This window comes from Halobacterium wangiae, from assembly GCF_021249345.1.
Classification (GTDB): Archaea; Halobacteriota; Halobacteria; order Halobacteriales; family Halobacteriaceae; genus Halobacterium; species Halobacterium wangiae.
In genome coordinates this window covers 2,391,744-2,417,209 of sequence record NZ_CP089588.1, presented here as the reverse complement: position 1 = coordinate 2,417,209, position 25,466 = coordinate 2,391,744, and the positions used below count along the sequence as shown (strand labels likewise).

At 66.7% G+C, this 25,466-nt stretch carries 31 protein-coding genes and 1 tRNA gene; 18 read left to right on the top strand and 14 right to left on the bottom strand.

Going from position 1 to position 25,466, the window contains the following annotated elements; all coding sequences use genetic code 11:
• The first annotated feature begins 44 nt into the window (after positions 1 to 44).
• The 6 genes from LT965_RS12690 (at position 45) to LT965_RS12665 (ending at position 2,911) form a co-directional block, all read left to right on the top strand.
• Complete coding sequence (locus tag LT965_RS12690) at positions 45 to 326, top strand: 50S ribosomal protein L44e (RefSeq protein ID WP_232701173.1); 282 nt, start codon at positions 45 to 47, stop codon at positions 324 to 326.
• Between the two features lie 2 nt (positions 327 to 328).
• Complete coding sequence (locus LT965_RS12685) at positions 329 to 502, top strand: 30S ribosomal protein S27e (protein WP_232701172.1); 174 nt, start codon at positions 329 to 331, stop codon at positions 500 to 502.
• The gene (locus tag LT965_RS12680; protein WP_232701171.1) at positions 499 to 1,299 is read left to right on the top strand and encodes a translation initiation factor IF-2 subunit alpha; all 801 of its coding nucleotides are present in this window, start codon (positions 499 to 501) and stop codon (positions 1,297 to 1,299) included. Before LT965_RS12685 ends, LT965_RS12680 begins: the two co-directional genes overlap by 4 nt.
• Positions 1,296 to 1,478, top strand: a complete 183-nt coding sequence (locus LT965_RS12675) for an RNA-protein complex protein Nop10 (RefSeq protein ID WP_232701170.1) — start codon at positions 1,296 to 1,298, stop codon at positions 1,476 to 1,478. The genes LT965_RS12680 and LT965_RS12675 overlap by 4 nt, the downstream gene beginning before the upstream one ends.
• Positions 1,479 to 1,482: 4 nt before the next feature.
• Complete coding sequence (locus LT965_RS12670; RefSeq protein ID WP_232701169.1) at positions 1,483 to 2,235, top strand: proteasome assembly chaperone family protein; 753 nt, start codon at positions 1,483 to 1,485, stop codon at positions 2,233 to 2,235.
• A 79-nt stretch (positions 2,236 to 2,314) separates the two neighbouring features.
• Positions 2,315 to 2,911 (top strand): J domain-containing protein, encoded by a 597-nt coding sequence (locus LT965_RS12665; protein WP_232701168.1) that lies wholly within the window; start codon positions 2,315 to 2,317, stop codon positions 2,909 to 2,911.
• On the opposite strand, the gene LT965_RS12660 is transcribed toward LT965_RS12665, so the two are convergent.
• Positions 2,904 to 3,686, bottom strand: a complete 783-nt coding sequence (locus LT965_RS12660; RefSeq protein WP_232701167.1) for a DUF7839 domain-containing protein — start codon at positions 3,684 to 3,686, stop codon at positions 2,904 to 2,906. The two genes, LT965_RS12665 and LT965_RS12660, sit on opposite strands and share 8 nt — an antisense overlap.
• A gap of 78 nt (positions 3,687 to 3,764) precedes the next feature.
• Between LT965_RS12660 and LT965_RS12655 the strand changes: the two genes are divergently transcribed.
• Entirely contained in the window at positions 3,765 to 4,460 is a 696-nt protein-coding gene (locus LT965_RS12655) for a metallophosphoesterase (RefSeq protein WP_232701166.1), read from the top strand.
• On the opposite strand, the gene LT965_RS12650 is transcribed toward LT965_RS12655, so the two are convergent.
• The gene (locus LT965_RS12650) at positions 4,452 to 5,723 is read right to left on the bottom strand and encodes an NAD(P)/FAD-dependent oxidoreductase (protein ID WP_232701165.1); all 1,272 of its coding nucleotides are present in this window, start codon (positions 5,721 to 5,723) and stop codon (positions 4,452 to 4,454) included. The genes LT965_RS12655 and LT965_RS12650 overlap by 9 nt on opposite strands.
• A 107-nt stretch (positions 5,724 to 5,830) precedes the next feature.
• On the opposite strand from LT965_RS12650, the gene LT965_RS12645 reads away from it, so the two are divergent.
• Genes LT965_RS12645 through LT965_RS12625 form a run of 5 tightly spaced genes read left to right on the top strand, consistent with a single transcriptional unit; the run spans position 5,831 to position 9,398 of the window.
• The gene (locus tag LT965_RS12645) at positions 5,831 to 7,024 is read left to right on the top strand and encodes a threonine synthase (protein ID WP_232701164.1); all 1,194 of its coding nucleotides are present in this window, start codon (positions 5,831 to 5,833) and stop codon (positions 7,022 to 7,024) included.
• A 60-nt stretch (positions 7,025 to 7,084) separates the two neighbouring features.
• Positions 7,085 to 7,306, top strand: coding sequence for a hypothetical protein (locus tag LT965_RS12640; protein WP_232701163.1), 222 nt, complete (start codon positions 7,085 to 7,087; stop codon positions 7,304 to 7,306).
• Between the two features lie 24 nt (positions 7,307 to 7,330).
• The gene (locus LT965_RS12635) at positions 7,331 to 8,008 is read left to right on the top strand and encodes a metal-dependent transcriptional regulator (protein WP_232701162.1); all 678 of its coding nucleotides are present in this window, start codon (positions 7,331 to 7,333) and stop codon (positions 8,006 to 8,008) included.
• Complete coding sequence (locus LT965_RS12630) at positions 8,005 to 8,727, top strand: TMEM165/GDT1 family protein (RefSeq protein ID WP_232701161.1); 723 nt, start codon at positions 8,005 to 8,007, stop codon at positions 8,725 to 8,727. The genes LT965_RS12635 and LT965_RS12630 overlap by 4 nt, the downstream gene beginning before the upstream one ends.
• A 38-nt stretch (positions 8,728 to 8,765) precedes the next feature.
• Complete coding sequence (locus LT965_RS12625) at positions 8,766 to 9,398, top strand: LysE family translocator (RefSeq protein WP_232701160.1); 633 nt, start codon at positions 8,766 to 8,768, stop codon at positions 9,396 to 9,398.
• Here LT965_RS12625 and LT965_RS12620 read toward each other — a convergent pair.
• Complete coding sequence (locus LT965_RS12620) at positions 9,395 to 10,069, bottom strand: HD domain-containing protein (protein ID WP_232701159.1); 675 nt, start codon at positions 10,067 to 10,069, stop codon at positions 9,395 to 9,397. The two genes, LT965_RS12625 and LT965_RS12620, sit on opposite strands and share 4 nt — an antisense overlap.
• A gap of 178 nt (positions 10,070 to 10,247) precedes the next feature.
• Positions 10,248 to 10,547: a DUF7964 domain-containing protein gene (locus LT965_RS12615; protein WP_232701158.1), complete on the bottom strand. Its 300-nt coding sequence runs from the start codon at positions 10,545 to 10,547 to the stop codon at positions 10,248 to 10,250.
• Positions 10,548 to 10,669: 122 nt separating this feature from the next.
• On the opposite strand from LT965_RS12615, the gene LT965_RS12610 reads away from it, so the two are divergent.
• A complete protein-coding gene (locus tag LT965_RS12610) occupies positions 10,670 to 10,825 on the top strand; it encodes a DUF7563 family protein (protein WP_232701157.1) in 156 nt (51 codons plus the stop codon).
• A 23-nt stretch (positions 10,826 to 10,848) separates the two neighbouring features.
• On the opposite strand, the gene LT965_RS12605 is transcribed toward LT965_RS12610, so the two are convergent.
• Complete coding sequence (locus LT965_RS12605) at positions 10,849 to 11,043, bottom strand: cold-shock protein (protein ID WP_232701156.1); 195 nt, start codon at positions 11,041 to 11,043, stop codon at positions 10,849 to 10,851.
• Between the two features lie 134 nt (positions 11,044 to 11,177).
• Positions 11,178 to 13,058, bottom strand: a complete 1,881-nt coding sequence (locus LT965_RS12600; RefSeq protein WP_232701155.1) for a hybrid sensor histidine kinase/response regulator — start codon at positions 13,056 to 13,058, stop codon at positions 11,178 to 11,180.
• Positions 13,059 to 13,231: 173 nt separating this feature from the next.
• Here LT965_RS12600 and LT965_RS12595 point away from each other — a divergent pair, with 173 nt between their 5' ends.
• On the top strand, positions 13,232 to 14,233 hold the full coding sequence (locus LT965_RS12595; RefSeq protein ID WP_232701154.1) for an AI-2E family transporter: 1,002 nt from the start codon (positions 13,232 to 13,234) through the stop codon (positions 14,231 to 14,233).
• Between the two features lie 85 nt (positions 14,234 to 14,318).
• Positions 14,319 to 14,888: a hypothetical protein gene (locus LT965_RS12590; RefSeq protein WP_232701153.1), complete on the top strand. Its 570-nt coding sequence runs from the start codon at positions 14,319 to 14,321 to the stop codon at positions 14,886 to 14,888.
• An 809-nt stretch (positions 14,889 to 15,697) separates the two neighbouring features.
• Here the strand turns inward: LT965_RS12590 and LT965_RS12585 are convergent.
• The 8 genes from LT965_RS12585 to LT965_RS12550 form a co-directional block, all read right to left on the bottom strand.
• Positions 15,698 to 15,799, bottom strand: a tRNA-Gln gene (locus LT965_RS12585).
• Positions 15,800 to 15,905: 106 nt separating this feature from the next.
• A complete protein-coding gene (locus LT965_RS12580) occupies positions 15,906 to 16,649 on the bottom strand; it encodes an HNH endonuclease (protein WP_232701152.1) in 744 nt (247 codons plus the stop codon).
• A 58-nt stretch (positions 16,650 to 16,707) separates the two neighbouring features.
• Positions 16,708 to 17,142, bottom strand: a complete 435-nt coding sequence (locus tag LT965_RS12575; protein WP_232701151.1) for a metal-dependent transcriptional regulator — start codon at positions 17,140 to 17,142, stop codon at positions 16,708 to 16,710.
• Positions 17,139 to 17,633 (bottom strand): ferritin-like domain-containing protein, encoded by a 495-nt coding sequence (locus LT965_RS12570; protein WP_232701150.1) that lies wholly within the window; start codon positions 17,631 to 17,633, stop codon positions 17,139 to 17,141. The genes LT965_RS12575 and LT965_RS12570 overlap by 4 nt, the downstream gene beginning before the upstream one ends.
• A 139-nt stretch (positions 17,634 to 17,772) precedes the next feature.
• Positions 17,773 to 18,987, bottom strand: a complete 1,215-nt coding sequence (sufD, locus tag LT965_RS12565) for a Fe-S cluster assembly protein SufD (RefSeq protein ID WP_232701149.1) — start codon at positions 18,985 to 18,987, stop codon at positions 17,773 to 17,775.
• A gap of 1 nt (position 18,988) precedes the next feature.
• Positions 18,989 to 20,419 (bottom strand): Fe-S cluster assembly protein SufB, encoded by a 1,431-nt coding sequence (gene sufB / locus LT965_RS12560; protein ID WP_232701148.1) that lies wholly within the window; start codon positions 20,417 to 20,419, stop codon positions 18,989 to 18,991.
• A 7-nt stretch (positions 20,420 to 20,426) separates the two neighbouring features.
• On the bottom strand, positions 20,427 to 21,332 hold the full coding sequence (locus LT965_RS12555; protein WP_232701147.1) for an ABC transporter ATP-binding protein: 906 nt from the start codon (positions 21,330 to 21,332) through the stop codon (positions 20,427 to 20,429).
• Between the two features lie 138 nt (positions 21,333 to 21,470).
• Positions 21,471 to 24,161 carry a DNA-directed DNA polymerase gene (locus LT965_RS12550; protein WP_232701146.1) on the bottom strand — a complete coding sequence of 897 codons (2,691 nt, stop codon included), beginning with the start codon at positions 24,159 to 24,161 and terminating at the stop codon, positions 21,471 to 21,473.
• Between the two features lie 104 nt (positions 24,162 to 24,265).
• Between LT965_RS12550 and LT965_RS12545 the strand changes: the two genes are divergently transcribed.
• The 3 genes from LT965_RS12545 to LT965_RS12535 are packed head-to-tail and all read left to right on the top strand — an operon-like array spanning position 24,266 to position 25,264.
• A complete protein-coding gene (locus LT965_RS12545) occupies positions 24,266 to 24,460 on the top strand; it encodes a DUF7331 family protein (RefSeq protein WP_232701145.1) in 195 nt (64 codons plus the stop codon).
• 39 nt (positions 24,461 to 24,499) lie between these two features.
• A complete protein-coding gene (locus LT965_RS12540) occupies positions 24,500 to 24,778 on the top strand; it encodes a DUF7322 domain-containing protein (protein WP_232701144.1) in 279 nt (92 codons plus the stop codon).
• 60 nt (positions 24,779 to 24,838) lie between these two features.
• Positions 24,839 to 25,264 (top strand): DUF7346 family protein, encoded by a 426-nt coding sequence (locus LT965_RS12535; RefSeq protein ID WP_232701143.1) that lies wholly within the window; start codon positions 24,839 to 24,841, stop codon positions 25,262 to 25,264.
• The last annotated feature ends 202 nt before the right edge of the window (positions 25,265 to 25,466 follow it).

Sequence of the window (25,466 nt, the reverse complement as noted above, 5' to 3'; positions counted from 1 at the left end):
AACGGGCACGTCTTAGCAGGCACCAACAGAGCTGATCTTAGCCTATGGAGATGCCACGCCGATTCAACAGCTACTGCCCGCACTGTGACGCACACGAACAGCTCGAGGTCGAGAAGGTCCGCACAGGACGCTCCTCGGGCATGAAGTGGGACGCTCGCCGCACCAAGCGCGCGAACCGCTCCATCGGGAACCACGGCCGGTTCTCGAAGGTGCCGGTCGGCAACAAGCCGACGAAGAAGACCGACCTCAAATACCGCTGCAGCGAGTGTGGCAAGGCCCACCTCCGCGAGGGATGGCGCACCGGCCGCCTCGTACTCCAGGACTGACAATGGCGGGACGCTTCTACACCGTCGTCTGTCCGGACTGCGAGAACGAACAGATCGTCTTCGGGAAGGCCTCCACGGAGGTCGCCTGTGCCGTTTGCGGAACGACGCTCGCGCGTCCGACCGGCGGCGAGGCCGACCTCGCCGGTGAGGTCGTCGACACCGTCGAGGCGAGATGAAGTACGTCGGCTGGCCCGAGGAGGGTGAACTCGTCGTCGGGAAAGTCGACGACATCGAAGACTTCGGCGTGTTCGTCGACCTCGAGGAGTACGAGGGGAAACGCGGCCTCGTACACGTCAGCGAGGTGGCCAGCGGCTGGATCAAGAACGTCCGGGACCACGTCAACGAGGACCAGACCGTCGTCGCGAAGGTGCTCGGCGTCGACGAGTCCGCCCAGCAGATCGACCTCTCGCTGAAGGACGTCAACGACCACCAGCACTCCGACAAGATACAGGAGTGGAAGAACGAGCAGAAGGCCGACAAGTGGCTCACGCTGGCGTTCGGCGAGGACATGGACGACGACCAGTTCCGCCGCATCGCCAACGGACTGCTCGGGGGCTTCGGGAGCCTCTACGAGGGGTTCGAGCAGGCCGCCATCCACGGCTACGAGGCCCTCGAGGACGCCGACCTCTCCGAGGACGAGAAGGACGCCGTCGTGGAGACGGCCCGCGAGAACGTCTCCGTCCCGTACGTCACGGTGACGGGGTACGTGACGCTCACGTCCCCCGACTCGGACGGCGTCGACGACGTGAAGGCCGCGCTGCAGGCCGCCGAGGGCAACGGCGAGGTGCCCGACGAGGCCGACCTCGAGGTGACGTACGTCGGCGCGCCGGAGTACCGCCTCCGCGTGCAGGCGCCGAACTACAAGACCGCGGAGACGCAACTCGAGACGGCCGCCGACCGCGCCGTCGCGAAGATCGGCGAACTCGGTGGCTCCGGGAACTTCCACCGGGAGCGCCAGCTCGACGAGGAATGAGATCCGACATCCGGGTGTGTTCGTCGTGGCGCGACCGCCACGACCGCCCGGTGTACACGCTTTCTGCGAGTTGTCCGGAGTGTGGCGCCGACGCCGAGAACAGCGCGCCGGCGCCGTTCGACCCCGAGGACCCCTACGGACGCTACCGACGCGCTCTTAAGGTGCGCAACCGCCCGTAAGGACATGGACGAAATCGACATCGCGTGGGCGGCAGAGCCCGAACTGGACGACCCGGTGTTCGTCGAGGGGCTGCCCGGCGTCGGGCACGTCGGCAAGCTCGTCTCCGAACACGTCGTCGAGCAGGCGGACAGCGAACTCGTCTGTCGCATCCACACCGAACACTTCCCGCCGCAGGTGACCGTCGACGACGACAGCGTCGCGGAGCTCGCGGCCGCGGAGATCCACGCCGTCGACACGGAGGGCCGGGACCTGCTGGTGCTGACCGGCGACCACCAGGCCCAGGACAACGTCGGCCACTACCGCCTCACGGAGGCGTTCCTCGACGTCGCCGAACAGTTCGGCGCGGAGGAACTGTACGCGCTCGGCGGCGTGCCGACGGGCGAACTCGTCGAGGAACACGACGTCATCGGCGCCGTCTCCGACGAGTCCCAGAAGGAGCGCCTCGAGGAGGAGGGCGTGGAGTTCCGCAGCGAGGAGCCCGCGGGCGGCATCGTCGGGTCCAGCGGGCTGCTGCTCGGCCTCGGCGGCCGTCGTGGGCTCGAGGCCGCCTGCCTGATGGGCGAGACCTCGGGCTACCTCGTCGACCCGAAGGCGGCGAAGGCCGTGCTCGCGGTGCTCGAGGGGATGCTCGGCTTCGACGTCGACGAGGAGGCTCTCGACGACCGCGCCGACGAGATGGAGGAGGTCGTCAGCCGCCTCCGCGAGATGGAGGAGGGGCCGAGCCCCGGCGACGAGGACCTGCGGTACATCGGCTGAGGACTCCGCTGAGGGACCCGCAGGCGCGAGGTCGACGTCCGACGAACGATTCTTTGGGCCAGACCACCCAGTAGCGACTGTGCTGCCCGAGTGGCTGGCGCTTGGCCTGCTCATCGCGGGCGCGGCCTCGGTGGTGGCCGCGGTGCTGTTCGTCGTCGGGGAGCGGCTGTACCCGACCGAGCCCGTGAACCCGGCCCGCGAGCGCTCCGGCGAGTGGAAGCGCCGTCGGGAGATCCGGGAGTACCTCCGGGCCATCGACGAACCGTTCGCCGAGGAGCACGTCGTCGCGGGGACCACCGTCGCCTTCTACCTGCCGCGGCGGAACGTCGCCATCACGTTCGACGCGCCGGACTACTTCCGACTCCGTAACTCCGGGACGTACACCGTACTCGCGGAACACGAGATGCCGGGCAGCCACCTCGGCGGCCGCCTCCCCTTCGAGACGCCGGACCGCGAGGAACTGTTCGGCGACCCGGAGACGGAGGCCGCCGACGCGGACAGCGTGCGAGCGGCGTTCGCCACGCTCGGACTGTCCCCGTCGGCGAGCGAGGACGAGGTGAAGGCGGCGTACAGGGAGCGGATCAAGGAGGTCCACCCGGACCACGGCGGCGACCGGGAGACGTTCGAGGCGGTCCGAGAGGCGTACGCGGCGGCGCGCCAGGCGACCGCTAGGTGAGGTCGGTCACGCGGTAGTTCGCGGGCGCGTCCCGGAGCGGGTCCGTGACGCGGCCGAGCTGGTCCGCGACGGCGACGACGACGACGCGCTGGCCGCGGCTCGCGGCCTCGGCGGCGACGTCGCCAGCGGCGAAGGTGACGGCGGGTTCGGCGTCCGCACGGCGGAGCGCGACGACGGCCTCGACGCCTGCCGCGGCCACGAGGTCGGCGTCGGCGACGGCGTCGCGGAGCCGGTCCGTGTCCATGACGTCGCTGCCGCCTGAGCGAACGGAGGGCACCTGGTAGACGGTGACCTCGCCCGGGTCGAGGTCGATGATACCCTCAAAGCCGGTGACGCCGACCTCCTCGTCGGCGTCTGCGTCGGTCGTGGCGACGCCGGTCGCGGGCCCGTCGCCGCCCGGGGTGGCGTGGAGCAGGCCGTCCCGCATGTCGAGGCTGACCGTCTCGCCGGAGTCGACGGCGGCGGTGGCGACGGCGGCGTCCTCCTGGACCGCGCCGAGGACGTCCTCGGAGACGCGGTCGGCGTAGCGGCGGACGTCCGCGGAGGTGCGGAGCAGCCAGTCTACGCCCTCCTTCGTGACGCTGTACCGCGAGCGCCCCTCCTTCGTGACGAGGTCGTCCTCGACGAGTTCCCGGATGTACTCGGAGACCGCCTGGCTGGTGACGCCGACGGCGTCCGCGATCTCCCCCTGGCTCACGGCCGGCTGTCGGTCCGCGATCTCGACGAGGATGCGAAAGCGCGTGGCCGTGCGCTTGTCGGCGAGGACGTCGACCATACGGGTCCGTCTCACCGCGGTGCCAAAACCGCATCGGTGACCGTCGCAGCTAACTCCCCGGAGCCCCCAGGGTCGGCCGTGAGCGACACTCCGCCGTGGGCGACGTTCGGCGAGCGGGCCGTCCACCTCCCCGGCCCGGACGCGCTCGTGCTCGCGGACCTCCACGTCGGCCGGGACGCCGCCTCGGACGTCTCCCTCCCGCTCAGCGAGGGCGTCGACCTCCGTGAGCGCCTGGCCGCCCTGCTCGCGACGTTCTCCCCGGAGACGGTCGTGTTCGCGGGCGACCTGCTGCACGTCCACGGGACGGTCCCCGGCGGCGTCCACGACACCGTCGAGGACCTCCTGGCCGCCGTCGCGTCAGCAGACGCGGACCTGCGAGTCGTGAAGGGGAACCACGACACGATGCTGGACGCGGTCGGGGTCGACAGCGAGTCGTTCGTGGAACTCGACGACGGCACCGTTGTCTGTCACGGCCACGAACTGCCGTCTGTGGACGCCACGCGGTACGTGGCCGGTCACCAGCACCCGGCGGTGAAGATCGAGGGGCATCGACGCCCCTGCTTCCTCTACGGCCCGGAACAGTACGAGGGCCGGGACGTGCTGGTGTTGCCGGCGTTCACGCGCCTGGCGCCCGGGACGCTCGTCAACGGGCTCACGGACGGCGCGGCCGACTCGCCACTGCTCGACGAGCCGGACGGCTTCCGACCAGTCGTCGTGAGCGAGGGCGAAGCGCTCGGGTTCCCCGCGCTCGCGGACCTCCGCGGGTTACTGTAGGTCCGCGGTAACCGCGCGGGCCGCGGCCCGCGCGCTCTCCAGCGCGCCGTGGATGGAGGAGCCGTGCGTGTAGTCGCCGGCGAGGTAGACCGGTCCCTCGGGGTCGCGGGTGTCCGGCAGGCGCTCGTGGACGCCCGGCGGCTGGACGAACTGCGCGAAGTCGACGCGGTCCGTGCGGAGCAATTCGAACTCCCCGACCGACGCCGCCGGGTACCAGTTCGCGAGCGTCTCACGGGACCGCACCTCGAGAGCCGAATCCGTCTCCTCGCGGCGACCGACGGTCGTGACGGCGACGAGTTCCCGGTCGTCGGGCGCGTACTCGGGCGCGACGCCGGACATCGGGGCGACAGTGTTCGGCACCTCGTCGGCCGCGTTGAGGTGGATGCGGTCGCTGGTTCCGAGGGGGTGGCCCGCGGGGACGGCGAACTGCTGGGTGACACAGCCCCGCGCCTCCGTCGGGATGGATTCCACGCCGGTCAGGTCGCTGCTGGACCGAGGGTCGGCGGCGACCACCACGGCGTCGGCGTCGATCGACTCGCCGGGCACGCGGACCGCCGCGGAGTCAGCCGCGGGTTCGACGCGCTCGACTGGCGTGCCAGTGACAACGTCCACGCCGGCGTCCGCCGCCCGCTCCGCCAGTTGCGCCGAGATGGCGCCCATCCCCTCGGCGGGGACGACGGTCTTCCCCTCCGCGAGCATCTTGAACGTGAACTCGAAGACGCGCTTGGACGTCGACAGCGTCCGGTCGAGCGTGATGCCGCCGTAGAACGGGCGGACGAAGTGCTCGACGAACTGCTGGGAGAAGCCACGGCCGTAGAGGGACTGCTCGATGGTGGCGTCCGGCCTCTCGAAGACGTCAGCCACGGACGTCCGGCGGAGTTCCACGGCGAGGCCCAGCGTCCGGAGTTTGTCCATCGCCGTCACCTCGTGGTTGAACAGCGACTCCGTGAGCGCGCCGGGGTCCCGGAGCGGGTCCGCGAGCACCGAGCGCTCGTCGTCCCGGCAGATCACCGCCCCAGGCGAGAACGCCCGGAGGTCGAGGGCGCCGTAGTCGAGCTCTCGTCTCGCCGCGGGGTACGCCGTGAACAGCACCTGGAAGCCGCGGTCGAACGTGAACCCGTCGGCGTGCGTCGAGCGCACGCGCCCACCCACGTCGGAGTCGCGCTCGAACAGCGTCACGTCGAAGCCCGCCTCGGCCAGGTGTCGGCCCGCGACCAGGCCGGCGAGGCCGCCGCCGACGACCACGACCCGCGAATCCTTCATAGTGGACCCTTCCGCGGCCGACGCCATGAACCTGGGGCTTCGCGGCCGCGCACGCCGGCGACGACCGAAGGGACAGGCCTTTTCTCCCCGACTGCGAAGGCCCACCCATGGAGACGACGCCGGCGTTCGAGGGGCTCACCTGCGTGGACTGCGAGGAGACGTTCGACCCGGAGACGGCCACCCACCGCTGTCCGGACTGCGGTGGCATCCTCGACCCGACGTACGACTACGCCGCGATCGACGTCACTCGGGAGGACTTCGAGTCGCGGCGCTTCGACTCGATGTGGCGCTACGAGGAACTGCTCCCGTTCACCCGCGAGTCCGCCGTCTCGATGGACGAGGGCGCGACGGCACTCGTCGACTGCCCAAAACTCGCCGACGAGATGGGCGTCGGGCGCGTACTAATCAAGGACGAGGGCCGGAACCCCACGGGGACGTTCAAGGACCGCGGGCAGACGGTCGCGATGACGGCGGCCGCCCAGCACGGCGCCAGCGACGTGGCGCTCGCTTCGGCGGGGAACGCGGGGCAGTCGGCCGCCGCCTACGCCGGACGCGCGGGCATCGACTCCCACGTGTTCCTCCCCTCGCGGGCGGGGTTCACGAACAAGGCGATGGTGAACGTCCACGGCGGCGACATGACCATCGTCGAGGGGCGCATCGGCGACGCGGGCGCGGCGTACGCCGACGCGATGGACGACAACGACGACTGGTACTCCGTGAAGACGTTCGTCACGCCGTACCGCCACGAGGGGAAGAAGACGATGCTGTACGAGGTCGTCGAGCAACTGGACTGGGAGGTCCCCGACCACGTCGTCTACCCGACCGGCGGCGGCGTCGGCCTCGTCGGCATGCACAAGGCCGCCGAGGAGTTCCGCGACCTCGGTCTGACCGACAACCTGCCCGCGATGTACGCCGCGCAGGCCGAGGGCTGTGCGCCCGTCGTCCGGGCGTTCCAGGAGGGCCGCGACGTCCACGAGCCGTGGGACACCCCCGACACCATCTGTGGCGGCATCGAGATTCCGGACCCGGGTGCAAGCCCGTGGATCCTGGACGCGCTCCGCGAGAGCGACGGTGGCGCCGTGGCGACCAGCGACAGCGCGATCCTGGACGCCGCAGTGCTCGTCGCCCAGCACGAGGGCCTCGAGATGGGCGCGACCTGCGCGGCGGCCGCCTCCGGCGCGTCTGCGCTCGCCGACGACGGCGCGTTCGGCCCCGACGACACCGTCGTCATCATGAACACCGGCACCGGTAACAAGGACGCCGACGTCGTCCGCTCGCACCTGATGAGCAAGGGCATCTGAGTTCGCGACCAGCGAGAGACGGGACCCGGTTTTATCTCGACTCCGCGAGACGCTCCGTCGATGACGAGGTTCGACCTGTCTACGCCGCTCGCGTTCGCACTCGCAGCGGGAGCCGTCGCGCTCGTCACGGCCTTCGCCGTGGGGACAGTCGGGTTCGGTGACCCCATCGACGAGGCGGCGCTCCGCGCAGGCACCATCGCCGTCGGCGTGGTCGTCGGGACGTTCCTGGTGCGTCGGGCGGACGCTACCGAGGACCCGTCACCCGCCAAACCTAAGGATTAGACGCCTCAAACACGAGGTACGAAGATGCTCTCGGACGTGATGGAGGACTACCTGAAGGCGATCTACACGCTCCAGCGCGACCAGGGACCGCCCGTTCGCACCTCCGCCATCGCCGACCACCTCGACGTGACGCCGCCGACGGTGACCAGCATGGTCGAGAAACTCACCGAGCGCGGCCTCCTCTCCCGCGAGAAGTACAAGGGTGTCGAACTCACCGCCGAGGGGGAGACTGTCGCCATCGAGGTGCTCCGCCACCACCGCCTGCTGGAGGCGTTCCTCGCGGACCACCTCGACTACGAGTGGGACGAGGTCCACGACGAGGCCGACGCCCTCGAACACCACATCTCCGAGGAGTTCGAGGCGCGCCTCGCCCAGAAACTCGGCGACCCTACCGTCGACCCCCACGGCGACCCCATCCCCGGCGAGGACCTCGAACCACCCGCGGAGACGGACACGGAGGTGCTCGCGGACCACGAAGAGGGCGACCGACTGGTCGTCGCGCGCGTCAGCGACCGCGACGACGAGGAACTCCGCTACCTCGCGGACGCCGGCGTCGAACCCGGAATCGAACTCGAACTCGTCGAGTGCACGCCCATCGGGATGTTCGTCGTGCGCATCGACGGTGACCTCGTCCACCTCCCCGAGCAGGTCGCCAGGTCGCTGCGCGTGCGCCCAACCGACTCCGAGGTGAGCGAGGTGTGAGTACGTTCCTCGAGATCGCGAGCGTCGCGTTCGCCGCACAGCTCGCGGTGTTACCCGGCGAGAAGGTGCAGTTCATCATCGCCGGGCTCAGCACCGAGTACGACCCGAAGATCGTCGTCGCGGCCGCGGCGAGCGCGTTCGCCATCTGGACGGCCATCGAGGTGGCCGTCGGCGGCGCCCTCCAGAGCGCGCTCCCCGGCGCCCTCCTCGACGCCGCTACGGGCGTGCTGTTCGTCCTGTTCGGCGTCCTGCTACTCCGGTCGATGCCCGAAGAGGGCGCCGACGGGCCGCTCTCTAGCGACGGTGGGCTGGTCACCACCGGCGGTCGGTTCCAGAACGCCTCCGTGCTCGGCCGGCAACTCCCCCGCTACCTCGGCGGCTTCCTCCCCATCTTCGCGATGCTGTTCCTCGGCGAGTTCGGCGACAAGACCCAGCTCGTCACCATCGGGCTCGCCGCCGACTACGGCGCGACGCCGGCCATCTGGGTCGGCGAGATGCTCGCCATCGTTCCGGTCAGCATCCTGAACGCGACGTTCTTCCACCGCTTCGCCGGCGCGTTCGACGCACGGCGCGCCCACGGCTTCTCCGCCGCACTGTTCTTCTTCTTCGCGTTCGACACGTTCCTCGCCGTCCTCTTCGACGTCTCCATCTGGGAGCGCGTCGTCGCGGCCGCCGCGTGGGGCGTCGAGGCCGTCGCCGTCGCGTCCACTCTGCCGTGACCGGCGGATTTTAGTCCACTCACCGGCGAGATTCGCGCGTGTTCGACGCCGCCGTCTCCCTGTTCGCGGGCGTGGCGCTGGGCCTCTCGCTGGCCGCGCCACCCGGCCCGATGAACGCCGTCATCGCCGAGGAGAGCGTCGCCCGGGGCTGGCGGTCCGGGTTCGCCGCGGGGCTGGGTGCGATGACGGCCGACGCCTGCTTCTTCGTGCTCGCGCTCGTCGGCGTCGTCGCGTTCGTCGAGAACGCCCCGACCGTGCGCGCGGTGATGGTCGGCATCGGCGGTGTCCTGATGCTGTACTACGCCTACGGCGCGGTCCGCGACGCCGGCTCGTTCTCGCAGGCCGAGGCCGCCGACGGCCGCGGCTTCCGGAAGGCGTTCGCGCTCGCGCTCGCCAACCCCTACCAGGTGACGTGGTGGCTGACCGCGGGAGTCGGGCTGCTGAACCCCGGCGAGATTTCCGCGTTCGGCCTCGAACTGTCGGCGGCGAACGGCGCGCTCACCATCGCCGGCTTCTTCGCGGGCATCCTCCTGTGGATCACCGTCTTCCCGGCGTCGCTGCGCGCCGCTGGCGAACGAGTGGACGCACTCGGCACGGTCGTCGCCTACGGGAGCGCCGCGGTGCTGGCGCTGTTCGGCCTCTCCTTCCTGCGGACCGCCGTGGGCCTCTAGTCGCCCATCTCGGGGACTTCGGCCTCCAGCCACTCCTTGAGCCAGCGCACGCGCTTGCGGCGCTGGTAGGCGATGGACTCGGCGGTGTCGCTCTCAACGCGTTCGGCTGCCTCCTCGCTCCGTTCGAGGACCCGGCCGACCATCTCGGCGGCGTCGACGTGCGTGCGGGCCTCGTAACCCATCCGCAACAGCATCAGCGCGGCGCCGTTGGCGCCGGCCTTGTCGAGCATGTCAGCCTCCACGAGACACTGCGCCTCGCGCGTCAGGTCCGTCAGGTCGCCCTGGTGGGAGTGTTGTTCGACGGCGCTGCACACCTGGTCGACGAACGACGGGGCGAACTCGCCGTGTGTCTCCAGGTACTTGCGGGCGATGCGGGCGCCCTCCGTAGCGTGTTCTTCCTGGTCGGCTTCGAGTTTCGCGATGTCGTGGAACAGTCCGGCCACCCGCACGACGTCCACGTCCGCTCCCTCCTCGGCGGCGATTTGCTCGCCGATCTCGACGACGTTCAGGATGTGGTTGAACCGGTACTCCGCGGAGTGCCACGGGTACCAGCGCATCCGACCGCCGTCGTCCTCGTTCTCGACGCTCGCTTGCAGGTAGTCGCGGACGAACGCGGCCATCTCGTCGAACTGCGAGTCCGAGACCGGTGACTCCTTTATCTCGACGCCCACAGTCTCACCCCCGGTTCGTGGCGTTCTGTCTCTGTCATTACCTGAACGAACGCTTGTTTCGCTCTTAGGCCTTTTGCAGGCCAGGTGGTCTGGAGCGAACAGACCGTCCGCTGTGAGCGGCCTGCGTTCGCACGCTCGCCGCGGTCGGACGTGGTAGACCTGTGACCGAGCCGCCCGTCTAGTACTCTGCGACCGCGGCTTCGCACTCACGCATCGCCTCGAAGCGCTCCTCGTCGGGTTCGTCGATCGCCACCGATTCGACCGCCAGCCAGCCGTCGTCGTACACCAGCCCCTTCACCCAGTCGTCGGTGCCGAGGATCAGCTTCTCGGTGATGACGACCGGTTCGCGGGTGTCCGCCTCCACTGCCTCCTCGCGGTTCACTGGTACGACCAGCGAGAACGCGTCGGCGTGGTTGAGCCCCGCGACCTCCGCCTGTCGGAGCGGCCGGTCCGGGAGCGAGTCGACTGTCCCGTCCATACCACGTACAGCGCGTCAGGACTGTTATGTCGTTCGTTCCGCGCGAGTACACCCTTCGTTTTATTCACACCACAATAATACACACAAAGCATATATACTGCACCGCTAGTCCTCTGAACGAGATGCTCGAGTGCAAGAACTGCGGGTCGTTCGTGACGGAGGCCTACGCCCGGGTGTTCACCCCGACGGGCATAGAACGACCTCGCGTCTGCCCCGACTGCCCCGACATGGTGCGCGACGGTAGCGACGTCCGCGAGGCTCGCGCCACCCGCTCGTAACGCCAAAGAAACAGAACTCGCGCCTACAGGCGCGTGACGTTCGTCGCCCTGGGCCCCTTCTCCGCGTCTTCGATGTCGAACTCGACTTCCTGACCCTCCTCGAGGTCCGGGCCACCGACGTCCTCCATGTGGAAGAACACGTCGTCGTCTGCCTCGTCGGTCTCGATGAAGCCGTACCCCTTCTGCTCGTTGAAGAAGTCGACCGTGCCGGTTGCCATTGTCGGAAACTCCAACCAGAGAGTTGGTCCCGGCGCACTTAGTTGCTCTGGCGACGACCACCTCGTACGCAGATAGACGGGGATTTCACGGCCGCTACCGGCAGTTCTCGGCACTTCGCCTCGTCGCCGTGTGACTACTGATCGACCGTAGCTGCCCGAGACGATTGCACGTCGACGCCCGAGATCTCGAAGCGCGCGCCACCCACTTCGCTCTCGGTGAGGTCGACTGCCCACCCGTGCGCGTCGACGATTTCCGCGACGATGGCGAGTCCGAAGCCGGTGCCCTCCTCGCTGGTCGTGTGTCCGCGTTCGAACACTGACTCGCGTTCCTCCACGGGGATACCGGGGCCGTCGTCCTCGACGTAGAACCCGCGGTCGTCGTCGAGCACGCCGACGCGGACCGTCACCGACTCGCCGGCGTGCTCGATGGCGTTGCGGAACAGGTTCTCGAACACCTGTTGGAGCCGCGCTCCGTCGGCCCGAACCGACCGCTCGTCGACGACGTCGAGGGTCGCCTCCGGCGTCGCGACCAGACCCCAGCACTGGGTGACGAGGTCGGTGACGTCGACCGTCTCCCGCTCGGTGACCAGCTGGCCCTGCCGGGCGAGCGTCAGCGTGTCGTTGATGAGCGTCGCCATCCGGTCGAGGGCGTCCTCGATCTCGTCGAGGTGGTCGCTGTCGGTCTGCTCCCTGAGGAGTTGGAGTCGCCCCTCCGCGACGTTGAGTGGCGTCCGGAGGTCGTGGCTGACGATGGTGGCGAACTCCTCTAGGCGGTCGTTCTGCCGCTTCAGGGCCTCCGTGCGCTCGCGGAGCTCTCGCTGCCGTTCGAGGCGCGTCAGTGCCTCCCGTGCGTGTCCGACGAGCAACTCCGTGAGTTCGCGGTCGGCCTCGTCAAAGGCGGCGGTGTCCCGGGAGACCGCCTGGAACGTCCCGTGTTCGGCGATCGGCACCGTCAGCGCCGAGCGGTACTCGGGGTCGGCCGGCGTGATGTCGTTCTCGCGGAGGTCGTCGACGACGATCGTCTCCTGGCGGTGGTGCGAGCGGGTCGCGAACGTGTCCTCGTCGAGGGGAGTCCGCTCGAAGTACCCCTCCGTGTCGAGGTCGAGCGTCCACGCCCGCTGGACGAGCGCGCCGTCTTCGACGACGTCCACGGCCACCAGGTCGAAGTCGAGGATGCCCTCCGCGGCGTCGACGAGTACCTCGTACACCGCGGCCTCGCTCTCGGCCGCCTCGAGGTCGCTGGCCGCCTCGTGGAGCGCCGCCAGCGCGCGACCGTGCTCCTTGCGTTCGGTGGCGTCCCGCACCGTACAGACGAGCGAGCCACGGTCGGTCGTCGCCAGCGTGTGGTCCTCGACGAACGTCGTGCCGTCCGCGCGGAGGCCCGTCGTCTTCCCGTGCCAGTTCCCCTCCTCGTACAGTTCCGGCAGTACCTCCTCGCGGACTATCGCGACCTCCTCGTCGGGGTAGACGAACGACCAGTGTTCGCCCACGATCTCCGCCGGTTCGTAGCCGTAGAGGTTGGCGTACGCCTCGTTCACGTAGACGAACTGCTCGTCGTCGTTCAGGATGCTGATCCCCTCCTCGGCGGCCTCCATCGCGTTCAGCTGTCGCTTGCGCTGGGTCTCCACCTGTGCCGTCTCGACGTAGTTCAGCACGCGGTTGGCCAGCACCGTGTACTGGTCCGTCCCCGCCTGTTTCTGGAGGTAGTCCGTCGCTCCCGCCGAGAACGCCTCGCTCGCGACCGCCTCCGAGCCCTTCCCGGTGAACAGGATGAACGGCAGGTCGGGGTCGTCCGCCCGGACGTCCTCGAGGAACTCCAGGCCGTTCGTCCCCGGCATGTCGAAGTCCGAGACGACGCAGTCGACGCCGCCGGCGGCCAGACGGTCCATCCCCTCGTTCGCCGCCGTGGCAGTGACCACCTCGATGCGGTCGTCCTGCCGCTCGAGGAACTCGGCCGCCACCTCCGCGAACCCGGGTTCGTCGTCGACGTGGAGGACGCGGATCGAATCGTCCATTGTCGCGGAATCGAGGCGACGGACTATCAGTGTTTGTGCGTTTCTTACGCGATAGATACCACTTACACTGGACGTACCGACGTCGAGCGCAGCAGAGACGGGAGAAAACCGGGAAGCGAACCCGGACCGCAAGTGACAATGGACTTTTTGGTCGGGAGGGCGAACGAACTGTCATGGACTGGACGCGTGGATTCCTGTTGGCCGTGGTTCTGGTGTTGCTGGTAGCGTCGGTGTTCCTCGTGCTCCCCTTCCTCAACTACTTCCTGCTGTCGGTGTTCCTCGGGTTCGTCCTGATGCCGCTCCAGACGCGTCTGGAGACGGTGACGAAACCGAGTGTCGCGGCGGGCACTATCGTCCTCCTGACCAGCGTGGTCATCATCCTTCCCCTGCTGTACGTGCTCAGAATCGTCCTCGTCGAGGGGACGACCCTGCTGGAGCGCATCCAGGCGGGAGAACTGGACATCGCCGGCGTGGAGCGATCGATCCAGCGACTGACGGGCGAACCGGTCGACATCGCGGGAGGGCTGCGTTCGGCCGCCTCCGACGTCGGCCCCGGCGCGTTCGACAGCATCCTCGGTCTCCTCGGCACCGTCACGCACACGGTCATCGGCGTCGGACTGGCGCTGTTCCTCCTCTACTACTTCCTCAGGGACGCCGACACGTTCGAGCGGTGGCTCAGGGCCCGACTCCCACTCCCCGAGCACGTCCAGGACGAACTCCACTCGGAGTTCCGGAACATCCTCTGGGCGGTACTCCTCGGGCACGTCTTCGTCGCCGCCGTCCAGGGTGGTATCGCCGGAATCGGCCTCGTCGTCACCGGCATCCCGAACGCGTTCTTCTGGACGGCCGTGATGATCGTCCTCTCGCTGTTGCCCATCGTCGGCTCGTTCCTCGTCTGGGGCCCAGCGTCGGTCTACCTCTTCCTCGTCAACGACCCAATCGCCGCGCTCGGCCTGTTCGTCTACGGCACTATCGTCGTCGGCATCTCCGACGACTACCTCCGGCCCATCGTCGTGGACCACTACGCACAGCTCAACCCCAGTATCATCATCATCGGCGTCCTCGGCGGCATCTACGTCATCGGGTTCATGGGCATCTTCTTCGGCCCCATCGTCATCGGGTCGCTGAAGGCAGCCCTCGACGTCTTCCACTCCGAACACGGCATGTCGCTGTGACGACTGCAGACAACGCAATGTTCATTACCAGCACCCTAAATTAGGCGCTATGACGTTCCACCTTCGTGCTAAACGACGTCGGACAGTGGCCACGATCGCTGTCGCACTTCTGCTGGTCACGACAGGATGTACGACGTTCTCCCAGAGCAACTCGGAGGCACCCACGACGACGGAACTCACACCGACACAGACTACGGAACCGACAGCTACGGAGACAGTCACCAGTACCCCGGAGACGACAACTACTACCGAGTCTGCGAAGGGCCACGAGTGGAACGCGACTGTGGACATCCGTCCAGAGAAAACCTCGCTGGCGGCTGGGAACACTGTGTTCAACGGGTGGAACGTCTCGATCGAGGTGACGTCGCTAGATGGTGCGGACGAGATCATCTACGTCTACGAGGGCGTTAACGTCGTTCAGGGTAACTCGACACACGAGGGAGTAGTCGGCGCCGAGACTGGTGATACCTCCTCTCCGGGTGCACTATCTCTCTTACAGCGTAACGAGACGGTCACAGTCTACGCGGTCAAAAGTGGTGAGCGAAAGCAGATTGGCTTCCACAAAATACCGTCATCGTACACCGCGCCCTGGAACGGGGAACGCAGCTGGAACGCCTCGTGGCGCGGAGAACCCCCCGAAGAGATGGAAACGTGACTGTTGTTCTCGGAGATATGATAAAAGTTCAGCATTCCCTCAGTCCTGCGTGAGACGCACTAGGGAATCAGTCAGACATCCCGGGAAGACCGGCAGGTCCTGCAGTACTGGCGAAGTAAGCCGTCTCTGGACTAGGTCGTTGCCGTGCTCAATAGTCGAGCGCCATGAGTTACTGCAGGTATCCTCAGGAAGCACGAGCACTCTGAGGCGGTCAGTCCGTAGTTATCAATCCAGACTCCAACGCAATAGAAAATCGCAGTCAGGGAACAGACGTCACGCCCGTGTTCGATTTCTGTTGAGGACTATGCTACGTGCTCACCGTGGTGTTCACACATCGTTTCCGTGCTGTGCTCGTGCTCGGGATGGTGCGGGGAGTGCTCGTCCATGCGGATATCATTCGGGTGTTTCGAGTGGCCGTTCTCCCATCCCTGCTCGGAAACTGTAATCAACTGCGCATTACTGGGGTTCCCCGAAGGAACGTGACACACCTCGATGCTCTCTGCATCCCCGCTCTGATGCTCTGGGCCTGCTACGGCTCCACCCATACCCGAAGTGAGCATCGTTGCGACTGCGATGACGATCGCGAAGCGGATGACGGTCCGTGTCTCTGTGTTCTTTCTCATTGTCTCACGTGAGTTATCAGTCAAGCTCGTACGTCGTGCTGTGGTGTCTGGCCAGTCGGTACTATTTCACCGTTCGGGCTCAGGGATGGCTGTCATACTTAAGGAAACAATCTACGGCATCAACTCTCAAAGCGATTGTGGCTAAGCATACAATATCCGCCTAGAGGATTCCTACCGTCTCGAGTATAGTCCCGGGCGGATTCGAACCGCCGTCATGGGCTGACTTCCCGGTACGCGAATCCGCACCGGTCCAAAGGCCCATATGATTGGCCACTACACCACGGGACTGCTCGTTACACTCGTCCTCCCGTGAGGCTCGTAACCGCTTCGCGTTTACTCACCACCACGGGACTCCATCAGTCGGTAGCGGACTGGCACACAATAAGATTGCTTTTCAGGGCGTGCAGGCGGGGAGAACCATGTCACCATCCTCGATGCAGCGATGACAGGGCCGACACAGGCAGATTACGTTGTCTAACTGATGAGCCGCTTCCGGATTTTCGAACTCTCGGACGGGTTCGATATGGTGGACATCCGGGTTGCGGCCCAGCTCCGCGACTCCAGCACCACACTTCTGACACTCGTAATTGTCACGTTCCAACGCGGTCCGGCGAACCGCCCACCACGTGGGGCCGTAGGGAACCGTTCCGCCCCGCCACTGATGGTGGTCCTCCCCGACGACGTTGTTCGATAACCACGTCCCGTAACAATCGAGGTCGCAGAACACGCCGTACGACGCGGACTCGATCCGAGACGGATGTCGCTTTAGCGTCGAACCACAGTGTTCACAGGCCACCTCAACCTTCGTCTCCGGGGAGCCATCGTTGGGGAACAGGCCATCCGCGTTGGCCACGCATTTGGAGCAATAGATGCCGTCTTTGTCTGACGGATAGTACTCGAAGCGGTCACCACATCGGTCGCACTCCGTCGTCTCCTTCGCACCGGAGTAGTTTCCGTTCTTGTCGCCGGCCTCCGAATAGCACTTCTCACAGTACGTCCGGCGTGACTTCGGGTCGTAAAACTCAACGCCACAGTCCTCACACGTCCGGTTTGGAAGAGGGTTACCGTGAACTTTCGTGTGGTGCTGGCGCGTGCCTTGCTCAGTGGCGAGCGCCTTGCCACATGTCGGACAGTCCATACTTGAGCGTCGGGTAGCGCCGTTGTCGGTGTTTCCGCGAAAATTCAAACCGGATGCGTCAGTCGTCGGCCTCGACGCGCTCCTCGACGAGCAGCGTGCAGGCGTCCTCGTCGGCGTCGAAGCAGTCCGGACACTGCGGTTCGCGGTCGATGATCATGTCGAGGCGGTCGGCGACCGTCTCGTCGATGACGGGTTCGAGCTGGCGGGCTTCCGCCCGGAAGTCCTCGACGTCGAGGACGTTCGCGAGGAACCGCTCGAGGATGCAGTACGTCTGGAGGGCCTCGCGGGCGAGCGCCTCGCCGTCGTCCGTGACAGCCGCACCCTTGTACTTCTCGTGGGTGACGAGCCCGCGGTCCTCCAGCTTGCCGATCATCTCGTTGACGCTCGCGGGGCTGACGCCGAGGCGGTCGGCGAGTTCGCCGGTCGCCGCCGGCCCGTCGTGGAGCTGTTCGACGAGGAAGATCGTCTTGAGGTACTGGTCAGCCGTATTCATGCGCGGTCCTCCATCAGTTTCGCTACCTCCTCGACGCCGCCGGCCTCGGCTTCGCGTATCTCGCGGAGCGTGTCGAGTAGCGCCGCGCGGTCGACACCGAACTCGGCGTCGCTCGCCTCCACGGCATCGAGCAGGTCGTCGTAGAACTTGTACGCCGTCTCCTCCCCGTGCAACTGGTCGTACAGCACGCCGTCGAAGTCCTCCGGGCCGGTCTTCCCGTAGCTCTGGGCGACGAGGTCCTTGACGTCCTCGAACGGGATGCTCTCCGCGTCGAGGTCCTCGATGAGCGCTTCGAGCTGCTGGCGGTGTTCGGCGGACTCTTCGCTGGCGTCCGAGAGAAGCGCCTCGATGTCCTCGTCGCGCTCCTCGGCGGGCAGCGACTGGTAGTGGCGGTGTGCGCGGGCCTCCACGACCTCCTCGAGGACGACGCCGATCTGGAGGAGGCGCGCGAGCTGGGCGTCGGTGTCGACGCGTGCGGCGACTGAACTCACGCGAACGCCTCCGTGAACGCGTTGTGGGTCCGGTGTACGGCTGCGGGTGGCCTCGCGCGGGACACCTCGCGGGCGATACCTCTCATGTCGTTCGGTAGTCGGGGAGAGGCGGACTTAAGCGGTTCCCTCCGGGGGAGGGTTACCGGAGCAGTTCGTGGATGCGCGCTTCGAGGTCCTCGCGGAGTTCGTCGACCTCGATCTCCTCTAGGACGGGGACGAAGAAGCCCTCGACGAGCATGTTCGTCGCGGCCTGCACGGGGACGCCGCGGTTCTGCATGTAGAAGAGGTCCTCCTGGTCGATCTGGCCGACCGTCGCGGAGTGGGAGGCCTCCGTGTCGTGGTTGTTGATGATGAGCTTCGGGGAGGCGTCGGCCTCGCTCTCGTCGCTCAGCATCAGGGTGTTCTCGCGCTGGTAGGAGCTCGTGTCCCACGCGTCACGGCCGACGTCCTGGACGCCCTCGTAGACGGAGCGCGCGTGGTCGTCGATGACGCCGCGGGTGACGAGGTCGGCGGTCGTGTGCTCGGCGCGATGCCAGACCTTCGCGTCGAGGTCGAAGTGCTGGTCGTCGTGGCCGAAGAACGCGCCGACGATCTTCGTCTCGCTGGAGTCGCCGTTGAGCTCCGTGGAGACGCTCGTCTTTGTGAGCCGGGAGCCGAGGTTGCCCTCGATCCAGTTCACCGTGCTGTAGGTGTCGGCGTCGCCGCGCTTGGCGGTGTAGTTGTACGTCTGCTGGTCGAAGTCCTGCAGGCTGCCGTACTGGACGTAGGAGTTCTCGCCCGCGTCGACCTCGACGATGCCGCTGTAGTAGCGTTCGCCGTCGACGTCGTCGCCGGTGTCCTGGCGCTCCAGGATGGTCACCGAGGAGTTCTTCTCGGTGACGACGAGCGTGTAGTTGAACAGCGAGCGGGAGTTCATCGACGTCCGGATCTTCACGTCCTCGGCGTCGACGCCCTCGGGCACGTGAACGACGGTGCCCGTCGTGAACAGCGCCGTGGAGAGCGCGTTCAGGCGGTTCTGCTGCGGGTCGACGACGCTACCGAACGTCTCCTCGACGAGTTCGGCGAGGTCGTCGTCCTGGAGCGCCGCGTGGAACGACTCGACGCGGACGTCCTCGGGACCGACCTGGTCCTTGTTCTCGGTCTGGGTGAGCGGGTCGACGAGGGCCTCGAAGTCGAGGTCCTCGAGGTTCGTCCACTTCCGACCGGGCGTCTGGATGACGTTCGGGTAGTCGAGGTCGTCGAGCGCGTTGAGGGCCTCCAGGCGGGTCTGGAGGAGCCACTCGGGCTCGTCGCGCTCGGCGGCGAGCTGGCGTACCGTCTCTTCGGAGATGTCCTTGTGGATCTGCGTACTCATGTTATCCGAGGCTCCCCTCCATCTCGAGTTCGATGAGGCGGTTGAGCTCGACTGCGTACTCGATGGGCAGTTCCTCCGTGATGGGCTCGATGAAGCCCGCGACGATCATCTGCTTGGCGTCGTCGTCGTCGAGACCGCGGGACTGGAGGTAGAAGACGTCCTCGTCCCCGATCTTGCCGACGGTCGCCTCGTGGGCGACGTCCACCTTCGACTCGTTGATCTCCATGTACGGCATGGTGTCGCTGGTGGACTCGTTGTCGAACATCAGCGCGTCACACTCGACGGACGTTGAGGAGTTCTCCGCGCCGTCCGCGATGTGGACGAGGCCGCGGTAGTTCGTGCGGCCGCCGTCTTTCGCGATGGACTTCGACTCGATGGTGGACTTCGTGTCCGGCGCGTTGTGGTAGACCTTCGCGCCGGTGTCGATGTCCTGGCCCTCGCCCGCGAACGCGATGGTGATGTGGTTGTCCGTCGCGCCGCGGCCCTTCAGGATGGAGGAGGGGTAGAGCATGGTGGCCTTCGACCCCATGCTGCCGGAGACCCACTCCATCGTGGCGTTCTCCTCGACGATGGCGCGCTTGGTGTTGAGGTTGAACGTGTTCTTCGACCAGTTCTGCACGGTCGAGTACTGCACGTGGGCGTCCTCCTTGACGAACACCTCGACGCCGCCGGAGTGGAGGTTGTGGGTGCCGTACTTCGGTGCGGAACAGCCCTCGATGTAGTGGACTTCGCTGCCGGGTTCGGCGATGATGAGCGTGTGCTCGAACTGGCCCATGCCCTCCGAGTTCATCCGGAAGTACGCCTGCACGGGCATGTTCACCGTCACGTCCTCGGGGACGTAGACGAAGCTCCCGCCGGACCAGACGGCCCCGTGGAGCGCGGCGAACTTGTTGTCACTCGGTGGCACGCACTTCGTCATGAAGTGCTCCTTGACGAGTTCCGGGTACTCCCGGACGGCCTCGTCCATGTTGCAGAAGATGACGCCCTTCTCCTCCCAGCGCTCCTGCATGTTCTGGTAGACGACTTCGGACTCGTACTGGGCGCCGACGCCGGAGAGCGCCTCGCGCTCGGCCTCGGGGATGCCCAGCTGTTCGAAGGTGTCCCGGATCTCCTCGGGGAGTTCCTCCCAGTCGTCCACGCCGGCGCGCTTGTCGACGTCGGGGCGGATGTACGGGACGATCTCCCCGACGTCGAGTTCGGAGAGGTCGGGCTGTCCCGGCCAGTCCGTCGGCATCGGCATCTTCTGGTACTGTTTGAGCGCGCGCAGACGGCGCTCGAGCATCCAGTCCGGCTCGTCCTTGTCGTCGGAGATGAGCCGGATGGTCTCCTCGTTGAGGCCCTTCTCGGACTTGAAGGCGGAACTCTCCTCCTTCTTGAACTCGAATCGGGCCTCGGTGTCTGTCTCTTCGAGGTGGTCTTGGTCTGAACTCATGATTGTGTTAGGCCGTACCGTAGACCTGGTCGCGGACCCAGTCGTAGCCCTCGTCCTCTAGCTTCTTGGCGAGCTCCGCGTCGCCCTCCATGGCGATCTCGCCGTCCAGCATGATGTGGATGCGGTCGGGCTCGACGTAGTCGAGGATGCGCTGGTAGTGGGTGATCTGGAGGATGCCGGCGTCCTGTTCGTCGCGCAGGGCGTTGATGCCGTCGGCGACGTCCTGGAGGCGGTCGATGTCGAGGCCGGAGTCGATCTCGTCGAGCACCGCGATCGAGGGCTCGAGGACTGCGGCCTGGAGGACCTCGTTCTGCTTCTTCTCGCCGCCGGAGAAGCCGGCGTTGAGGTAGCGCGTGGCGAACGACTCGTCCATGTCGAGCAGCTCCATCTTCTCGGAGAGCAGCGCCTGGAAGTCGGCGACGCTGACCTCGCCTTCGTCGGCGGGCCCCTCCATCGGGGAGGTCTCGTAGCCCGCGTCCTCGTCGTCTTCGTCCTCGTCCTCGCCGAAGAGGAGTTCGTCGCGCTCCTCGAGTTTCGCGTTGAGCGCGGTGCGGAGGAAGTTGACGAGCGTGACGCCCTCGATCTCGGCGGGGTACTGGAAGCCGAGGTAGATGCCGAGCGCGGCGCGCTCGTTCGGCTCCAGTTCGAGGAGGTTCCACGTCCGCTTGTCGTCGGGGATCTCGACGTCGCCGAAGTCGCTGTCCTCGAGGTGGAGCAGCACTTCGCCCTCGGTCACCTCGTAGGCCGGGTGCCCGGCGACGATCTTCGACGTGGTCGACTTTCCGGAGCCGTTCGGGCCCATCAGGGCGTGGATCTCGCCCGACGGAACTTCGAGGTCGACCCCGTTGAGAATCGTCTCTCCACCGTCCTCTGCCACTTCCGCGTGTACGTTTTTGAGTTCTAGCGTAGCCATCGATTAGGTCATCCTAGACAAGGTGCGAGCGCCCCATAACGGTTACGCATTTTCGGCAACTCCTTTTGGAAACGAAAACAGGAGTTCGCGATTCGTGAAGAATTCACACAGTTCGGGCAGTTATCGCCGCACGGCGACTCACGTGAAACTGCCGAGACCGGTCTGGGTCTGGCCCGTCTTGACCTCCTCCCAGGAGACGTCTAACGCCTCCAGAATGCGCTCGATGGGGCCCTTCAGCGTCTTGTCGAGCATCACGTCGTAGTCCACCTCGAACTCGTCGGGAATCTGGTCGGCGTACTCGTAGCAGATGACGTCGTGGTCGGTCTTGAACTCGACGTACAGGGGGTCCTCGTTGATACTCGGTCGCTCGTCCTCCACGCGGCGGAAGAACTCGGGGTGGACCTTCGCCAGGTAGAGGCGCTTGGGTTTCGAGCCCCGGTCGAAGTTCGTCCCCAGCAGGAGGTTGGCGTACTTCGCGCCCCGGACCTGCGCAGTGTCCGTGTCGTAGTTGTCGAGGCGCTTCCCGATGCCGCCCGGGATGCCGATGTCGTCGAGGTCGACGTTCCCCTCGCGGAAGTCCTCGATAACGTCGTGGACGTACTCCTCGACGCCGTCGACGTCGCCCTCCACGACGACCAGTTCGATGACGCGCTTCTGGACCTCCTTCGTGATGGGCGCGATGTCCGAGCGCTTGTACTCGAAGCCAGTGATGTCGATGTCGTCGACGTCCTTGCCCTCCTTCCAGACGATGTGGCCGGCGTAGCGCTTCTTCGTCCCCGCCTGGAAGAACCGGCGGTAGAGCTTCTCGAACTCGATCTGGAAGCGGTGCTCCTCGGCGTTGAGTCGCTCCCGGGCGAACTCGTCGTAGGACGCGTTGATGTGGTCCTCGATGTCGAAGGACGTCTCGATGGCCTCCTCCTTCGAGAGTTCGCTGCCGAGTTCGAGCATCACGCTGTCGGTGTCGCCGTAGGCCACCTCGTAGCCGAAGTCGTTGGCGGCGTCCTCGGTGAACGAGATGACCTCCCGGTTCGTCGACGTCACGCCCGCGCTCATCTCCCGGTCGTACAGCCGGAAGCGGTCCCAGCCGAACACGCCGTACAGACTGTTCATGATGACCTTCACGGCTGCCTGCTGGCGGTCGAAGCGGGCGTACGGCTCCGAGTCCGGGTCGTGCTGGTCGCGGAGTTCCTTCTTGTCGTCGCGCTCGGTGAGCAGTTCGTCGACCATCTCCCGGATGATGCCGTCGGGTTCCTTCCGGAAGTGGACGCCAGTCGGCGTCTTGTACGTCTCGCCGTCGAACTCCTCGGGGTCGACCTTCGTCTCCGGCGACGCGTTGATGGTCACCATCGACATCGGGTAGAGGCTCTTCAGGTCGAGCACGGAGACGTTCTCCTTGACGCCCGTGATGGGGTCGAACACCGCGCCGCCCTCGAACTCCTCGGCCTCCTGCTGGCCCTTCGACGGCAGCACGAACTCGCCGTACGCCTTGTGCAGGACGTACATGTCCACCGCGTCGCCGGGCGTCGTCGCGTCCTCGAGTTTGCAGCCCACCAGCTTCCGGGCCTCGTCCCAGAACGCCACGATAGACTGCTTGCGGTCGATCTCCACGCAGAGTTCGACGTCCCGGAGGTTGTACTCCAGCAGGCGCTCGGGGTCGTTCTCCCAGAGGTCCCCGATGTCGCCGGCGTAGCGCTCCTTCCCGACGTCGAGTTCCTGCTCGCCGACCGCGTCGAGGCGGTAGGAGTCGAGTTCGGAGCGCTTCGTGCGCTGGTAGGCGTACAGCAGGTCGAAGACGACGCGACCCTTCACGTTCGGGCCACCCCAGCCGGAAGTCCACACCTCCTCGACGCGCGAGAGGCGGTCGGACTCGATGCCGAGCACGTCGAGGCGGTCGACGAGGTACGGCATGTCGAAGTCGTCGAAGTTCCACCCCGTGAGCACGTCCGGGTCGGTCTCGACGATGTAACCGATGAACGCCTCGTGCATCGCCTCCTCGGTGTCGAAGACGCGCACGTCCGCCGCCGCGTCCTCGTCGAGGAGGTCGTGGTCGGCGAGGTCGTCGGGCGAGTCGGTGGTGGCGTCGGGTGCCTCGAACAGCCAGACGATGTACTCGTCACGGAAGGAGTCGTGGCTCGCGAGGCAGACGACCGGTTCCTCGCCGTCCTCCGGGAACCCAGAGCGGTCGTCGACCTCGATGTCGAAGGTGTTGACGCGGAGGCTGGCGTCCACGTCGCAGGCCACGATCTCGTCGTGGTGGACATAGAGGGCGCCGTCGTCGGCGCGGCGCTCGGGCACGCGGACGCCGCTCGTGATGTCCTTGTCGATGAGCAGGCGGTTCGGGAAGAGGATGTCCGCCTCGTAGTGGTCGAAGCGGTCGCGGACGTTCCCGACGTCCCGCGGGGTACGGCCGTAGATCTTCGTCAGTTCCTCGCCACGGATGGACTCGTAGCCGTCCTCGGAGCCGGTGATGACGTCGTCGGTCAGGTCGTCCGCCGTGAGATTCGCCGTCGGCGCGTAGAAGTACGGGCGGAAGCCGTGGACGCGGACGTGCTCGGCCTCGTCGTCGTCGGTGCGGCCGAAGACGTGGACGACCGGGCGCTGCCGGTCGCCGCTCCCCTCGACGGTGTAGTCGACCTGGGTCACCATCAGTTCGACGTCGCCGTCGGCGTCCGGGAGCGCGTCCGCCTCCGCGTTCACGATCTCGGTCACGACCGGGTCGGCGTCGCCGGCCACGACCTCCGCTTCCGCGTGCACGACGTCCTCGTCGGGCGATTGCTCGTCCGACTCCCCGCCCTCGTGCATGAACTGGGAGAGGTCCGTGTTGCTCATTGCTGGGTCATTCGACCGTCCACCCTAAAAACTCGCCCTTCCGACCGGCGAAATGCGTCACCGGGGGAAGGCTTATACCATGTTACACCTTACCAAAGTGCGAGGTGACAGACGTGACTGACCACGCAGCGGGCGACGCGAATCGCCAGAACGAAGTCCCACAGCTGCCCGAGGGCACCGACGCCCGAGACGACGTGGAGTCCTACGACACAGAGGACGGCGTCGTATTCTACGACGCGCAGAATCCGCTCGCGTGGCTCAAAGCGACGGACGTGGTGTCGCTAGGCGACGCACTCTGAGAGGCAACGCTTTTCCACCGCCATCCCGGATTTTCTCGCGTGTTAGACGACCTGTTCGGGAACGAGGAGTCCGAGGCCGAGCGAGAGCTCGCGCCCTCCGTCGACGTCCCGGACGAGTCCGACGCCGACCCGCGCCTCCAGCGGCAGTTCTGGCTGCTCGTCCTCGTCTTCAACGTCGCGCTGATGGCGGGCAGTGTCGGCGCGATGCTCGCGGTCTTCCGCAACCAGTGGGACACCGGTGGGAGCCTCCTCGCCGCGGGCGTCATTCTCGGTCTCTACGGCTACTACAAGTACCGTGTCTACACCCGCGAGGAGTGACCGGGCGGGAGAGCGCGAGCGAACGCAACTCCTAACGCCGCGGAGTTACTGCTTCGAGGCATGCGCACGGTCCGCGACGACGAGGGAGCGATCTACGTCCTGCTCAAGGAGAGCGGCGACAGCAGCCTCGTCCGCGACCCGGCGACCGGCGAGCGCCGCCACCTCCCGAACGACGACCTCGAACCGGCGAGCGGCGAGTCCCCCCTGGACGCCCTCGCCACCGCCGTCTCGGCAGAGGCCCGGCAGGTAGTCCGCGCCTGCCACGCCGACTGGCACCTCGGTCTGCTCGTCGACCTGGCGGACCGCGGCCCGCTGGCCGCCCGCGAGATGCTCGCCGCCTACGACGTCTGCGAGAGCGACATGGTCGGCTCCCTCACGGAGTTCCGGGCCGCCGGCCTCGTCGAGGAGGCGACCGTCGGCGGCGAACGCGGCTACGCACTCACCGACGCCGGCGAGCGCGGCGTCGATGTACTCCGCGAGGACTAGGCGGGGACGAACCCACGCGACCCGGCGAAGACGGCGAGTGCGACCGCTGACGAGCCAACCCCGAGCCCCCACACGGGGGACGCGGACGTCACTGCCCCGGCTACGAGCAGCGACGCGCCAACAACGCCCAGTCCTCCGGCGAATGTGTGCAGCTCTGACACCGCTGACATAGCACCTCCTCTGTAGTCGGGGTAGAGAAAAC